We start from the raw sequence: 16,608 nt of genomic DNA, 5'->3' as shown, positions 1-16,608 counted from the left end.
ATTAAATAAAGAAGAACGACAACAATGACGGCTTTATTATCAATTTTAGTATTAGTATTTATTTTAGTTGCCATCTGGCAGATGGTCAAGATATTCGATTTAACCCAAAGCGATTCAGCCGATGGAAATAATCAAATAGCAAACGACAAAGACAATAAATTAAATGGTTATTTAATGATTGGTTTTTTAGCCTTCATTTATATCATTACAATTTGGAGTTTTGTTGAGCTTGGTGATTTACCATTAATGTCTAACTCAGCTTCTGAGCATGGACCAGGAGTAGATAGTTTAATGATTATCTCAATGATAGTTATTTTCATCGTGCAAACAATAACTCAGTTTTTATTACACTATTTTGCTTTTAAATATAGAGGAGAAAAAGGTAAAAAAGCTTTGTTCTACGCAGACAATAATAAGTTAGAAGCTATTTGGACAATTATTCCAGTAATAGTGTTAGCAGTATTGATTATCCAAGGTTTATTTACTTGGACAACAATCATGAATGTTAATGAAGACAATGATCCTTTAATTGTAGAGTTATATGCTCAACAATTTAATTGGAAAGCACGTTATGGTGGTGCAGACAATACTCTAGGTAAAGCTAATGTCAGATTAATTGATATTGATCGTGCAAATATTTTAGGTGTAGACGAGGCAGATCCTAATGCTCAAGATGATATTATTACTTCAGAGTTACATTTACCTGTAGGTCGTCCAGTATTATTCAAAATGCGTTCTCAAGATGTTTTACACTCTGCTTACATGCCTCACTTTAGAGCACAAATGAACTGTGTTCCTGGAATGATAACTCAATTTGGTTTTACACCTACAGTTACTACTGCTGATATGCGTGATACTCCAGAGATGAAGGATAAAGTTTCTAATATTAATGATATTAGAGTACAGAAGTCTAAAGAGTTAGTAGCAGAAGGCGAGGAAGCTTTAGAGCCTTATACATTCGATTATTTATTATTATGTAATAAAATTTGTGGTAAATCTCACTACAATATGCAAATGAAAATAATAGTTGAAACTCAAGAAGAGTACGATGCTTGGATTAAAACCCAAAAGTTATTCAAGAATTCTCTAGTAAATAATTAATAAAAGATTATAAAGATATAGATTATGTCAGCACACGCAGATACTCACGACGCTCACGACGATCACCATCATAAAGAAACTTTCATAACTAAATATATATTTAGTATTGATCACAAAATGATAGCCAAGCAGTACCTTATTACTGGTACTATAATGGGTGTTATAGGTGTAATAATGTCTTTAATGATGCGTATGCAAATTGCATGGCCAGAAGAGCCAAATGTGATTTTTGAAGCTTTATTAGGTAAATGGGCACCAGATGGTGTTATGGATGCTGATATTTATTTAGCATTAGTAACTATACATGGTACCATAATGGTATTCTTTGTACTTACTGCCGGTTTAAGTGGTACGTTTAGTAACCTACTTATTCCGTTGCAAATTGGTGCACGAGATATGGCCTCTGGATTTTTAAACATGGTTTCTTACTGGTTGTTTTTCATATCTAGTGTTATCATGGTATCTTCTTTCTTTGTCGAAGCTGGACCAGCTGCAGCAGGTTGGACAATTTATCCTCCATTAAGTGCTTTACCTATGGCACAAGGTGGTTCGGGAATGGGAATGACTTTATGGTTAGTAGCTATGGCTATATTTATTGCTTCTTCATTATTAGGGTCTTTAAACTATGTAGTAACTGTTATAAACTTAAGAACAAAAGGAATGTCTATGACTAGACTTCCATTAACAATTTGGGCTTTCTTTGTAACAGCAATAATTGGTATAGTTTCTTTCCCAGTATTATTATCTGCAGCATTATTATTAATAATGGATAGAAGTTTTGGTACATCGTTCTTCTTATCAGATATTTTTATACAAGGAGAAGTATTACATTATCAAGGTGGTTCACCTGTATTATTCGAACACTTATTCTGGTTCTTAGGACACCCAGAAGTATATATTGTAATTTTACCAGCAATGGGATTAGTGTCAGAAATTATGGCCACTAATTCACGTAAACCAATTTTTGGTTACCGTGCGATGATTACTTCAATTTTAGCTATTGCATTTTTATCAACAATAGTTTGGGGACACCATATGTTTATATCAGGAATGAACCCATTCTTAGGTTCAGTGTTTACATTCACAACGTTATTAATAGCAATACCATCAGCAGTAAAAGCATTTAATTGGATAACGACAATATGGAAAGGTAATATTCAAATGAATACTGCCATGTTATTCTCAATAGGTTTCGTATCTACATTCATCACAGGTGGTTTAACAGGAATTATTCTTGGAGATTCTGCTTTAGATATTAACGTTCATGATACTTATTTCGTAATTGCGCATTTCCACTTAGTAATGGGTATATCTGCACTTTATGGTATGTTTGCTGGTATCTACCATTGGTATCCTAAAATGTTTGGTAGAATGTTAAATAAGAAACTTGGTTATATCCACTTCTGGATTACAGCTGTCTGTGCTTATGGAGTATTTTTCCCAATGCACTTTATAGGTATGGCTGGATTACCAAGACGTTATTACACAAACTCTAATTTCCCATTATTCGATGATTTAGCAGATACAAACCAAATCATTACAATATTTGCTTTAGTAGGTGGAGTAGCACAACTAATATATTTATGGAATTTCTTTAGTAGTATATTCTACGGTAAGAAAGCAGTTCAAAACCCATGGAGATCTACAACACTGGAGTGGACAACACCAGTGAAGCATATTCACGGTAACTGGCCAGGAGAAATACCTCATGTATACAGATGGTCTTACGATTATAGTAAACCAGGACACGATGATGATTTTGTAATGCAAAACGTTCCTTTAAAAGAAGGAGAAGAAGAATTACAACATTAATAAATGACTTTGTAAATAAGATTTTTCAATAAAGAGAAATCAAAACATATTAAAAAGCCTTTCAGTCTAATAAAAACTGAAAGGCTTTTTCTTTATATTTGTTTAAGCTGAAGTTATTCGGTTTCCATTTAACTCATAGGAAAATGAGTTTTAAATATAATTAAATAAGAATACCGCTTTCGCGGAAAGTCCCATGAACGAAAACCTAGATCCTTCCAGCGATAATTTTTCTTCTGAAGAGTTTGACATTGAAAAAACATTAAGACCATTATCTTTTGAAGATTTTTCGGGTCAGGACCAAGTGTTGGAAAATTTAAAAATTTTCGTTGAAGCAGCTAACCAAAGAAATGAAGCTTTAGATCACACCTTATTTCATGGCCCTCCAGGTTTAGGTAAAACTACTTTAGCAAACATACTAGCTAACGAGTTAGATGTAGGTATTAAAGTTACTTCTGGACCCGTTTTAGACAAGCCAGGTGATTTAGCAGGCTTGTTAACTAACTTAGATGATAGAGATGTGCTTTTTATTGATGAAATACATCGATTAAGTCCAATTGTAGAGGAATACCTTTATTCTGCAATGGAGGACTTTAAAATAGATATCATGATTGAGTCTGGACCAAACGCAAGAACGGTTCAATTGAATTTAAATCCGTTTACCTTGGTTGGTGCAACTACTCGATCTGGTTTGCTTACTGCACCTATGCGTGCACGTTTTGGAATACAGAGTAGATTACAATATTATGATACTGAATTATTAAGCACAATCATACAACGTAGTGCTCAAATTTTAAATGTTCCAATAGCTATGGAAGCTGCAATAGAAATTGCAGGTAGAAGTAGAGGAACACCTAGAATAGCAAATGCTTTGTTACGTCGCGTACGTGATTTTGCACAAATAAAGGGTAATGGAAGTATAGATATCAAAATCGCAAAGTTTTCTCTTGAGGCACTTAATGTTGATGCTTACGGATTAGATGAGATGGATAATAAAATTTTGTCGACAATAATCGATAAATTTAAAGGAGGACCAGTAGGTGTTTCAACCATTGCTACAGCAGTAAGTGAAAGTCCAGAAACTATTGAAGAAGTTTACGAACCTTTTTTAATTCAACAAGGTTTTATTATGCGTACTCCAAGAGGTAGAGAAGTCACAGAGTTAGCGTACAAACATCTAGGAAGAGTAAAAGGTCCAACTCAAGGAGGATTATTTTAATATATTGCTATTGCCGTTAATGTAGGAATCTTCAATATATGATAAACAATAAAGCTAAATACACAAGTCTAATTAAAACCGAAGCTAAACGCCTCGGTTTTTTGTCTTGTGGTATTAGTAAAGCTGAATTTTTAGAAGTTGAAGCACCTCGTCTAGAAAACTGGCTTAATAAGAATATGAATGGAGAAATGAGTTACATGGAAAACCATTTCGATAAACGTTTAGACCCAACAAAATTAGTCGACGATTCTAAAAGTGTTATCTCTCTTTTACTTAATTATTATCCTTCAGAAATACAAAAAGATACCGAAGCACCAAAACTTTCTAAATATGCTTATGGTCACGATTATCATCACATTATTAAATCTAAATTAAAAGAGCTTACGCATTTTATTCAAGATGAAATTGGAGAAGTAAGTGGAAGAGCATTTGTAGATTCTGCTCCAGTTTTAGATAAAGCATGGGCAGCAAAATCAGGTTTGGGTTGGATAGGTAAACATAGTAATTTGTTAACGCAACGCGTAGGTTCTTTTTATTTCATAGCAGAACTAATAATAGATTTAGATTTAGAATACGATCATGCAACAACAGACCATTGTGGAACATGTACCGCTTGTATAGATGCTTGCCCAACAGAAGCAATTACAGAGCCATATGTTGTTGACGGAAGTAAATGTATTAGTTATTTTACAATAGAACTAAAAGACCAATTACCTAACACAATGAAAGGTAAGTTTGATAATTGGATGTTTGGCTGCGATGTTTGCCAAGATGTGTGCCCATGGAATAAATTCTCTAAGCCACATAACGAACCACTTTTTAATCCACATCCGGAGTTATTAGATATGACTAAGAAAGATTGGGAAGAGATTACAGAAGATGTGTTTAAAAAGATATTTCAAAAATCGGCAGTAAAACGAACCAAGTATTCAGGGCTGCAACGAAATATAAATTTCCTGAAATAATTCTTCGTGTATTGAAAGGAAAGATAATTTATCTCGACTATTAAATATTAATTAAAAAGATAATAATAAAATGAAAACATCAATTAAATTTCTAAGTCTATTTTTAGTATTAAGTATTATTGCTTGTAAGCAATCAACTAAAGAAGAAACAAATACTAAAGAAGATATAGAAAAAGCAGAAAATCAATATAATATTCCCGATTCTTGGATTCAAAAAAGAGTAGATGCTTCTAATAAAAAATTAAATGCGACTGATGCTGGTAAAGTTTTATGGAGTGCAATGGAAGCTCATGGTGGTTTAGGAAAATGGTATAGTAACGGTTATTTTTCTTTGCATTTTAATTATCAACCAGTAAATGGTAAAGGAATTAGAAACTCATACCAAACTATAGATACTTGGAGTAATAAAGCAAGACATAATAGTATTAAAGATCCAAGCTCTATTTTTGGATGGGATGGAAAAGAAGCTTGGATAAAAGCAAAGGATAGTACATCATTTGAATATGATACTAAATTTTGGGCTTTAACACCATTATACTTTTCTGGTCATCCTTTTGTTTTAGACGGAGAAGGAGTAAATCTAGAGTTATTACCAGAAGTAGAGTTTCAAGGAAAGACTCAAAAAGTAATTAAAGCAACATATAGTGCAGGTGTTGGTTCTGCACCAGACGATTATTATATTTTATATATTAATGCAAAAACTAATTTGGTAACTGCTTTTAAATATATTGTTTCTTATCCAGAGTATTTTCCAAACGGTGGTCATGCTCCAGAAAAAATAACAGTTACTCAAGGAACTACAACTGTTGACGATATTGTTTTTGCTACAGGTTTTAAAACGTATTGGTCTACAGATGATAAAGATGGTTTAGGAGAATATATTACTAAAATAGACGTGAGTGATATTAGTTTTTCTCCAACTGTACAAGAAGGGTTCTTTTCTAAACCAGAAGGAGCTATGATTTTAAAATAATATACTGTTCTAAATTAAAAAAAGGCTTAGCACTAATTAGTGTTAAGCCTTTTTTCTTTTAAAATAAAAAAGTAATTAAATACAATCCTATTGCGCAAAGCAGGTGTAAAACAAAACTTGTAAGAAATAGATAGAAAAACAGATAGCTTTATTAAAACGACAAGCAAGAAGATAAAATTTTTTCAGCATTTCTTTTCTTTCAAAAACATTACATTTGTAAGTCAGAGTAAAAGCTAAAATATGAGCAAACAAAGCAAAAGAAGAGAAGCCTTAGTATACCATGCTAAGCCAACTCCAGGAAAGATAAAAGTTGTACCAACAAAAAAATACGCAAGTCAAAGAGATCTGGCATTAGCCTATTCTCCAGGTGTAGCAGAGCCATGTTTAGAGATAGCAAAAGATGTTAATAATGTTTATAAATATACAGCAAAGGGAAATTTAGTTGCTGTTATCTCTAACGGAACGGCTGTTTTAGGTTTAGGTAATATAGGTCCTGAAGCCTCGAAACCTGTAATGGAAGGTAAAGGTTTACTGTTTAAAATATTTGCAGATATAGATGTTTTCGATATTGAAGTCGGTACAGAAGATATTGAAGAATTTATACAAACAGTAAAGATGATAGCACCAACTTTTGGTGGTATTAATCTTGAAGATATAAAAGCACCAGAAGCTTTCGAAATAGAAAGACGCTTAAAGGAAGAATTAGATATTCCTGTAATGCATGACGACCAGCATGGTACGGCAATAATTTCGGCAGCAGCCTTATTAAATGCATTAGAGCTTTCAGAAAAAAAGATTGAAGACGCTAAAATAGTAGTTAGTGGAGCTGGAGCAGCAGCCATTTCTTGTACACGACTATACTTAGCATTTGGAGCAAAACGTGAAAACGTTGTTATGCTAGATAGTAAAGGTGTAATTAGAGATGATAGAGATAATCTTACATCTCAAAAAGCAGAATTTGCAACACATAGAAAAATTGATACTTTAGATGAAGCCATGAAAGATGCCGATGTTTTTGTTGGTTTATCGACTTCAGATATTGTAACTCCAGCTATGTTATTGGTAATGGCTAAGAATCCTATTGTTTTTGCAATGGCAAATCCAGATCCAGAAATTCAATACCAATTAGCAATAGATACTAGAGATGATATTATTATGGCTACCGGGCGTAGCGATCATCCTAATCAAGTAAATAACGTACTTGGTTTTCCTTTTATTTTCCGTGGTGCATTAGATGTTCGTGCTACTAAAATTAACGAAGCCATGAAAATGGCAGCTGTTAAAGCCTTAGCTAAATTAGCAAAAGAGCCAGTACCAGAACAGGTAAATATTGCATACGACGAAACGAGATTAACTTTTGGAAAAGAATATATAATACCAAAACCTTTCGATCCAAGATTAATTGCCGAAGTACCTCCTGCAGTTGCAAAAGCAGCTATGGAAAGTGGTGTTGCTTTAGAACCAATAGAAGATTGGGAAAAATATAAAGACAGCTTGCTTGAGCGTTTAGGTAGCGATAACAAAATTGTTAGACTATTATTAAATAGAGCTAAAATAAGCCCAAGACGGGTTGTTTATGCAGAAGCAGACCATATAGATGTACTTAAAGCTGCGCAAATAGTTTATGATGAAGGTATCGCAGTTCCTATTTTATTAGGAAGAAAAGATGAAATTGAAAGATTAAAAGAAGAATTAGAATTTGATGCCGATCTTCAAATTATAGATCCTAAATCTGATGAGCAAGTAGAGCAAAAAAACAAATACGCAACAGTATACTGGAAGCAACGTAAGCGTAGAGGTGTAACCTTGTTAGAGGCTCAAAAATTAATGAGAGAGCGTAACTATTTTGCTGCTATGATGGTGAACGAAGGTGATGCTGATGCTTTAATTTCTGGATATTCTCGCAGTTACCCACAAGTTGTAAAACCAATGTTAGAATTAATTGGTTTAGCACCTGGTTCTACTAGAATTGCTACTACCAATGTAATGATGACGGAACGTGGACCAATGTTTTTAAGTGATACGTCTATAAACATTAATCCTTCGGCTAAAGATTTAATAAAAATTGCACAAATGACATCTGGAGTAGTTAAAATGTTCGGGCTTAAACCAGTAATGGCAATGACAAGTTATTCAAACTTTGGATCATCAAAAGACCAAACAGCTACTAAAGTTCGTGAAGCAGTTTCTTATTTACATAATAGACATCCAGATTTATTAGTAGATGGAGAGTTACAAACAGACTTTGCTTTAAACAGTAAAATGCTTCAGTCTATTTTTCCATTTTCAAAATTATGTGGACATAAGGTAAATACTCTTATTTTTCCAAATTTAGAATCTGCAAACATTACATACAAATTGCTAAAAGAATTAAATAAGGCAGAATCTATTGGTCCTATTATGATGGGATTACGTAAACCGGTTCATATTCTTCAGTTAGATGCGAGTGTGGATGAAATTGTAAATATGACTGCAATAGCAGTAATAGATGCACAACAGAAAGATAAAGAGGCGTTAACACGCCAAAAAAGCGAATAATTTTTAGTCCGAGAATTTTATTACATTTGAAATCTTAAGAAGAAACCGTAGATGATTACACATATTAAGGGAAAATTGGTTGAGAAAAATCCAACAGATGTTGTTATAGATTGTAACGGTGTTGGTTATATGTTAAATATATCTTTAAACACATTTTCTCAAATTCCTGAGGGAGAAAATATACAGTTATTCACACATCTTCAAGTAAAAGAAGATTCTCACAGTCTTTACGGTTTTGTTACTAAAGGAGAGCGTGAAGTGTTTAGGTTGCTTATTTCTGTTAGTGGTATTGGGACCAATACAGCACGAACAATGCTATCGTCTCTAACTCCAAAGCAAATTCGTGAAGGGATTGCTACAGAGGATGTTGCGCTTATTCAATCTATAAAAGGAATTGGAATAAAAACAGCACAACGTGTAATTATTGATTTAAAAGATAAAATCATTAAAATTTACGATATTGACGAAGTTTCTGTTAATAGAAGCAATACCAACAAAGATGAAGCGTTATCTGCATTAGAAGTGCTTGGTTTTGCTAAAAAACAAGCAGAGCGTGTGGTGGATAAAATTGTTGTATCCGAACCAGAGGCTAGCGTAGAAGCCATAATTAAACAAGCTTTAAAAAAATTATAGTAGATTTTGAATACAACTAACCTATACTTTTATAAATCGATTAAACAAAGTGTATTAACAGTTCTAACGTTCTTGTTGTCACTTAGTGCTTTCGCTCAAGATCCAGATCCAACAGTAGAAAGCGATTCTACAAAAACAGGGTTTAGTTTTGGTAATATTGAAATGGCGAACCCTAATAGTATTACTTCTAAGTATACTTATGATCCCCAAACAGATCGTTATGTTTACACAGAATCTATTGGCAATTTTAATATTAATTATCCAATTATATTAACACCAAAAGAGTATCAAGACTTGGTGTTTAAAGAGAACTTAAAAGGTTATTACCAAGATAAAATAGATGCTTTCGATGGAAAAAAAGAAAATTCTGAAGAAGCTAAAAAGAATTTATTACCAGAGTTTTATGTAAACTCTGGTTTTTTCGAATCTATATTTGGTGGAAACACCATAGAAGTTGTACCTCAAGGATCTTTAGAAATGGATTTAGGAGTTTTGTTTACAAAGCAGGATAATCCATCATTTTCACCTAGTAATAGAAGTAATTTTACTTTCGATTTCGACCAGAGAATTAGTTTAAGTTTATTAGGTAAAGTTGGAGAAAGGCTACAAGTTACTGCAAATTATGATACTGAGGCAAGTTTCGATTTTCAACAATTAGTAAAGTTAGAATACGATCCTACGTTTGGTGGAGGTGAAGATTCTATACTTCAAAAATTAGAAGTTGGTAATGTAAGTATGCCATTAAACAGTTCTCTTATTTCTGGAGCACAAAGTTTATTTGGTGTCAAAACAAAATTACAGTTTGGAAAAACAACGGTTACAGCTGTGTTTTCTGAACAAAAATCAGATACACGTTCTGTGGTTGCACAAGGTGGAGGGACATTAGACGAATTCGATTTCTTTATTCGTGATTACGATGAGAATCGTCACTTTTTCTTAGCACAGTATTTCCGTGAGAATTATGATAAGTCTTTAGAAAACTATCCTTTTATTAATACAAATGTTCAAATTACAAGAACAGAAGTATGGGTAACAAATAGAAGTAATAAAACCGAAAATGTAAGAAATATAGTTGCACTTCAAGATCTTGGAGAGTCCGCAGTTGTAGGAAACTCTGGTGTAGTAGTTACTGCTGGTCCAGGTGCTTTTCCAGACAATGCTAATAACCGTTTAGATCCTACAAATATTGGTGGACCAGGTTCTCAAATTACAGATGCAATTAGAGATATTGCAACCGTGCAATCTGGGATATTAGTTTCTGGTTTTAACGAAGGTTTTGATTATGCAAAACTAGAGAATACAAGAAAATTACAAGAAGGTCAAGAATATATTATTAACACACAATTGGGATATATATCGTTAAATCAACGTTTAAACAATGATGAAGTTTTAGCTGTAGCTTTCCAATACACAGTGGGAGGTCAGGTGTTTCAAGTTGGTGAATTTGCTAACGATGGTATTGGTGCAACTACCGTAGAAACAAATGGTGATAATGAAGTAACAAACGTAACAAACAATAACTTAATTCTTAAATTACTTAAAAGTAGTATAACATCTGTATCTCAACCAATTTGGGATTTAATGATGAAGAATATTTACGATACTGGAGCTTACCAATTAAGTCAAGAAGATTTTAAATTAAATATCTTTTATAACGAATCGACGCCTTTAAATTTTATTAGTCCAGAAGGTGGAACTTTTGGTGTAGATATTAATGGAAATCCTATTACAAGTAATACTCCTCTAGAGGATTATATTGAAAAGACTACATTACTACGTTTATTCAATTTAGATAGGTTAAATTATAACAACGATCCGCAAACCAATGGTGATGGTTTTTTCGATTTTGTTAGTGGTATTACTGTAATTCCGGAAAACGGAAAAATAGTATTTACAAAGGTCGAACCTTTTGGTCGTTATTTATTCGATGTTTTAGATAATGATGGTAACCCAGGAAACAATGCTTTTGATTATGAGTCTGATGTTTATACAACGAATCCAAATCAAGAAAAATACGTTTATGATTTACTTTACAAGGCTACTAAAACGGCTGCTTTAGACGAGGTCGAAAAAAATAAGTTTCAAATAAAAGGAAGTTATAAATCTCAAGGAGGAGATGGTATTGCTATTGGTGGTTTTAATGTACCTAGAGGTTCTGTAAAAGTAACTGCTGGTGGACGTGTACTTGTAGAAGGTGTAGATTATACTGTAAATTACCAATTAGGTCGTGTACAGATTTTAGACGAAGCTTTAAAAGCATCTAACACACCAATACAAGTAACAACAGAAAATAACTCAATATTTGGTCAGCAAACTAAGCGTTACACAGGTATAAATGTAGAACATCAGTTTAACGATAAGTTTTTAATTGGTGCTACTTATGTTAATTTAAACGAAAGACCAATTACCCAAAAAGCTAACTATAATAGTGAGCCAATTAATAATACAATATTGGGTTTTAATGGTAACTACTCTACCGAAGTTCCTTTTTTTACAAGGTTAGCGAACAAGTTACCAAATATAGATACAGATGCACCATCTAATTTATCTGTTAGTGGTGAGTTTGCTTATTTATTACCAGGAGCACCAAAAGGAACAGATTTAAACGGAGAAGCTACTGCATATATTGATGATTTTGAAGGAAGTCAAAATGGTATAGATTTAAAATCTACACAATCATGGAGACTATCAAGTAGACCTTTAGGATTAAATGGAACTACAGCTGCAGATGATTTTAATGGAATTAGAAATGGTTATGACAGAGCATTATTAAATTGGTACACTATCGACCCTATTTTTTATGGTGGTCAAAGACCAAGTGGAATTGATGATGATGATGTATCTAATATATATACTTCTCGCGTTTTTGTTCAAGAATTATTTCCAGAACAAGATATAGCACAAGGACAAACATCAGTTTTAAATACTTTAGATTTAACATACTATCCTACAGAAAGAGGACCATATAATTTTAGTGATACTAATTTAGAAGCAGACGGTTCTACGCTTATAACACCTACTAATGGTTGGGCAGGAATTACAAGACCATTAACATCCACAGATTTTGAACAATCTAATGTAGAATATATAGAGTTTTGGATGCAAGATCCTTTTCAAGATAATCCAACAAATCCAGGTGGAAAATTGGTGTTTAACTTAGGAAGCATTTCTGAAGATGTATTAAAGGATGGTAAAAAGCAATATGAGAATGGTTTACCAGCAGATGGAAATGTTAATTTATTGCAAAGCACAATAACACCTTGGGCCATTCCTCAAAATCAAGCATTAATCTATGCTTTTGATTCTACAGGAGATGAGCGTACAAATCAAGATGTTGGTTTCGATGGTTATGATGATTTAGAAGAAATGAGTATTACCGATCCTACTATTAATCCTGGGAGCCCAACACCAATACCATCTTCAATTGCATCTTTGCCAGATCCTTCTGCAGATAATTATCAATATTATTTAAGTGCAGATGGAGATGTTTTAGAACGTTATAAGCGTTATAATAATGTACAAGGAAACTCTCCAGATACATTTAGCGATACAAATAGAGGTTCTACAACACAACCAGATGTTGAAGATATAAACAGAGATAACACGATGAATACTATCGACAGTTATTTTGAATATGAATTACAACTAACACGTCAAAACTTACCATTAAATAGTCCAGATGAAGTTGTTCCAGGAAATCCAATTGGTGAGTTTATAAAAGATGTAAAATTGCGATCAAGAGAATTGCCTAACGGAGATACAGAACAAATACGTTGGTATCAATTTAGAGTACCAGTTCAAGGTGACCATGTAGTGGCTAAAAACGGAATTACAGATTTACGTTCTATTCGTTTTGCACGTATGTACTTAAGTGGTTTTTCAGAACAAACAACCTTCCGTTTTGGAACTTTAGATTTAGTACGTAGCGACTGGAGACGTTATCAATTAGCATTAAATGGAGGTCCAACATCACCAAGTTTTGATGACACAGAGTTTACAGTAGGTGTAATAAGTTCTCAAGAAAATGATGGTAGTTACGAGTCTCCTCCAGGTATTGAGGCAGAGCAATTAAATAATAATAACTCTATAATAGAACAAAACGAACAATCTCTTGTTGTTAATGTTTGCGATTTAGAACCAAAAGATTCTAGGGCTGTATATAAGAATATTAGTGTAGATATGAGGCAGTATAAGCGTCTTAGAATGTTTATGCACGCCGAAGATGGAGATGTACCAGGTTTAGCAGATAAAGAGTTAGTCGGTTTTATTAGAATGGGTAACGATTTAACCGAAAACTACTACCAGATTGAAGTACCATTACAGGTGTCAACAGGAACAACTAGTGCTGCTTTATGGCCTACAGTAAATGAAATAGATTTGCCTCTAGAGCTTTTAGAGCAAATAAAATCTTTAGGAATTTCGAATGGTACTTTAGCAAATGCAGATGCAACTTTTTACGATGTAGTAAATGGACAGCCAATTGAAATAGCTTCAACATCTCAATACGAAAATTATGTGCTTGGACAAACAAGACTAGCAATTAAAGGAAATCCAAACTTTGGAGCTGTAAGAACTTTAATGGTTGGCGTAAAAAACGGGTCGAACAACGCGCAATGTGGAGAGGTTTGGTTTAACGAACTTAGGTTATCGGATATGGATAATCAAGGTGGTTGGGCTGCAATAATGAATATAGATACTAATTTTGCAGACTTTGCAAATGTAAGTGCAACAGGTAGAATGAGTACTGCAGGTTTTGGTTCTGTAGATCAAGGACCACAAGAACGTAGTAGAGAAGATGTAAAACAATACGATTTTGTTACTAATGTAAACATAGGACAATTATTACCTAAAAAATGGGGAGTTCAATTACCATTTAATTATGGACAAGGTGTAGAATTAATTACGCCAGAATACGATGAGCAGTATAAAGATTTAAAACTTCAAAATAGAATTGATGCAGCAGAAACTGCAGAAGAAAAAGATAACATTAGAGAGCAATCCGAAGAATATACAAAAAGAAGAAGTATCAACTTTATTGGTGTTAAAAAAATAAGAACAGGTGAATCTAAGCCAAGTTTTTACGATGTAGAAAATTTAACGTTTAACCATTCTTATAACAAGGTAGAACACCGCGATTTCGAAATAGAACGTTCTATCGATAAGCAAGTAAGAACTGGAGCGAGTTATGCCTTCAACTTTCAGCCTAAAGTATTTGAACCTTTTAAAAAGAAAGACTCTCTTTTTACAAGTAAGTACTGGAAGCTATTAAAAGATTTTAATCTTAATTTATTACCTTCTAGTATTGCTATTAATTCAGATATTAAAAGACAATTTAATAGTCAGCGTTTTAGAGAGGTCGAATTAGGAGGGAATAATATTGGACTTGAAGAATTATATAAAAGAAACTATAATTTCGATTTTCAATCTACAGTAAACTGGAATTTAACAAAGTCATTATCTTTTAACTTTGCAGTAGCTAATAATAATATTGTAAGAAACTATTTTAAAGATAATATTGTTAATGGAGAACAAGACTCAAGTTTAGATGTTTGGGATGGTTATTTCGATGTTGGTGATGCTAACAGACGTTCACAAACTTTAGGAATAAATTACGAGATTCCTTTTAGTAAATTTCCAGCCTTAGATTTTGTAAAAGCAACCTATTCTTACCAAGGTTTATACCAATGGCAAAAAGGATCAGATTTATTTGGAGATTTAGTAGCAGACGATGGTGTAACTTACGATTTAGGAAATTCTATTTCTAACGGAAATACACATAATATCAACTCTACTTTAGACATGCGTAAATTCTATAAGTATATAGGTTTAAAGAAAAAACGTGTTGCTAAAAGTAATGGTAAAGTGAGTAGAAATGCAAAAGCTGGACCTCCAGGAGTACCTAAAAAAGAAAAAGGTAATAATAAACCTGAAGCCAAAAAGAAAAGTGGTATTGGTACAGGAATAGCTAATTTAGGAATTGGTATTTTAACTTCCGTAAAACGTATCCAAGCTAACTATTCTGAAAATAACGGAACATATCTTCCTGGTTTCACAGATACGCCAGGATTTATTAGTACATCTAAGCCTACTTTTGGTTACACATTAGGGAGTCAAAAAGATATTAGAGATGTAGCAGCTAGAAACGGATGGTTAACGGTATTCCCAGATTTTAATCAACAATACACAAAGAATCATACTAAGCAATTAGATCTTTCTGCAAACTTAGAGCCACTTAACGACTTAAAAATAGATTTAGTAGCAACAAGAACATATGCTGAAAACTATACCGAAAATTATAGAATAGAAAACGACGAGTATATCTCTTTAACGCCAAATGTATTTGGAAACTTTAATGTTTCTACATTTACATTACCAACAGCCTTTGGTAATAGTGACGAAATAAGTTCAGAAGCTTTTGATGCTTTTAGAGAAAATAGACTAACAATTGCAAGACGATTAGCTGCAGAAAAAGGAGTAGATTTAAGTAATCCAGATAATTTTGAAGGTGCAGATCTTAATGGGTATCCAAAAGGTTTTGGTAAAACAAGTCAAGCAGTATTGTTACCAGCATTTTTAAGTGCATATACAGGTCAAAACGCAGAGAAAACAAAATTAGGAGCTTTTAGAAATGTGCCAATTCCAAACTGGGATTTAAAGTACACAGGCTTAATGAAGTTTAAATGGTTTAAAAAACGCTTTAAACGTCTATCGCTTTCTCATGGTTACAGATCTAGTTATACTATTAATCAATTTAGAACAAATTTAGATTTTAATGGTATAGATTATACTGCACCTTACGATTTTCAACCATCCGATGATTTAGACCAAGCAGGTAATTATAAAAACTCAGAACTTTACAGTAATATTAATTTAACAGAGTTATTTAGTCCGTTAATAAAAGTTGATATGGAAATGAAAAATTCCATAATACTAGGAGCCGAAATTAGAAAAGATAGATTGTTGTCTTTAAGTTTCGATAATAATTTAATGACTGAGATTCAAGGTAAGGAATACGCAATTAAGTTAGGTTATAGATTTAAAGATGTACGTATAAAAACTAAATTAGCCGGTCCAAAAAAATCTATTGTTAGTGACTTGCTAATGGAAGCTAATCTTTCAGTTAGGGATAATAAAACTATTATTAGATATCTAGATTTGGAGAACAATCAAATAACAAATGGTCAAACTATATATGGTTTAAAGTATAATGCTAACTATGCCTTTAGTCAAAATCTAACTGGTATTTTCTACTTCGATTATACGTTCTCAGAATACGCAATATCTACAGCATTTCCACAAACAACAATACGCTCTGGATTTACTTTAAGATATAATTTTGGAAACTAAATAATCGTTAAGTTTTTCTATTT

The 16,608-nt window shown here is 32.8% G+C and carries 8 protein-coding genes; all 8 read left to right on the top strand.

Annotated features, from left to right (window positions below; genetic code table 11):
* The first annotated feature begins 24 nt into the window (after positions 1 to 24).
* The 8 genes from ASC41_RS07040 to sov all read left to right on the top strand — a co-directional run bounded on the left by ASC41_RS07040 (position 25) and on the right by sov (position 16,585).
* On the top strand, positions 25 to 1,101 hold the full coding sequence (locus ASC41_RS07040; protein ID WP_055435930.1) for a cytochrome c oxidase subunit II: 1,077 nt from the start codon (positions 25 to 27) through the stop codon (positions 1,099 to 1,101).
* Between the two features lie 24 nt (positions 1,102 to 1,125).
* Entirely contained in the window at positions 1,126 to 2,913 is a 1,788-nt protein-coding gene (locus tag ASC41_RS07035; protein WP_055435929.1) for a cytochrome c oxidase subunit I, read from the top strand.
* Between the two features lie 193 nt (positions 2,914 to 3,106).
* On the top strand, positions 3,107 to 4,129 hold the full coding sequence (gene ruvB, locus ASC41_RS07030; RefSeq protein WP_055435928.1) for a Holliday junction branch migration DNA helicase RuvB: 1,023 nt from the start codon (positions 3,107 to 3,109) through the stop codon (positions 4,127 to 4,129).
* Positions 4,130 to 4,167: 38 nt separating this feature from the next.
* Complete coding sequence (gene queG / locus ASC41_RS07025; protein ID WP_055435927.1) at positions 4,168 to 5,094, top strand: tRNA epoxyqueuosine(34) reductase QueG; 927 nt, start codon at positions 4,168 to 4,170, stop codon at positions 5,092 to 5,094.
* 70 nt (positions 5,095 to 5,164) lie between these two features.
* Positions 5,165 to 6,067 (top strand): hypothetical protein, encoded by a 903-nt coding sequence (locus ASC41_RS07020; protein WP_055435926.1) that lies wholly within the window; start codon positions 5,165 to 5,167, stop codon positions 6,065 to 6,067.
* A 240-nt stretch (positions 6,068 to 6,307) separates the two neighbouring features.
* Complete coding sequence (locus tag ASC41_RS07015; RefSeq protein ID WP_055435925.1) at positions 6,308 to 8,605, top strand: NADP-dependent malic enzyme; 2,298 nt, start codon at positions 6,308 to 6,310, stop codon at positions 8,603 to 8,605.
* 51 nt (positions 8,606 to 8,656) lie between these two features.
* Positions 8,657 to 9,238 carry a Holliday junction branch migration protein RuvA gene (gene ruvA / locus ASC41_RS07010; RefSeq protein WP_055435924.1) on the top strand — a complete coding sequence of 194 codons (582 nt, stop codon included), beginning with the start codon at positions 8,657 to 8,659 and terminating at the stop codon, positions 9,236 to 9,238.
* A gap of 6 nt (positions 9,239 to 9,244) precedes the next feature.
* Entirely contained in the window at positions 9,245 to 16,585 is a 7,341-nt protein-coding gene (sov, locus tag ASC41_RS07005; RefSeq protein WP_055435923.1) for a T9SS outer membrane translocon Sov/SprA, read from the top strand.
* Positions 16,586 to 16,608 lie beyond the last annotated feature (23 nt).

The organism is Lacinutrix algicola, from assembly GCF_001418085.1.
GTDB lineage: Bacteria > Bacteroidota > Bacteroidia > Flavobacteriales > Flavobacteriaceae > Lacinutrix > Lacinutrix algicola.
The sequence above is the reverse complement of the archived record's forward strand: the minus strand, read 5'-3'. Positions and strand labels throughout refer to the sequence as shown.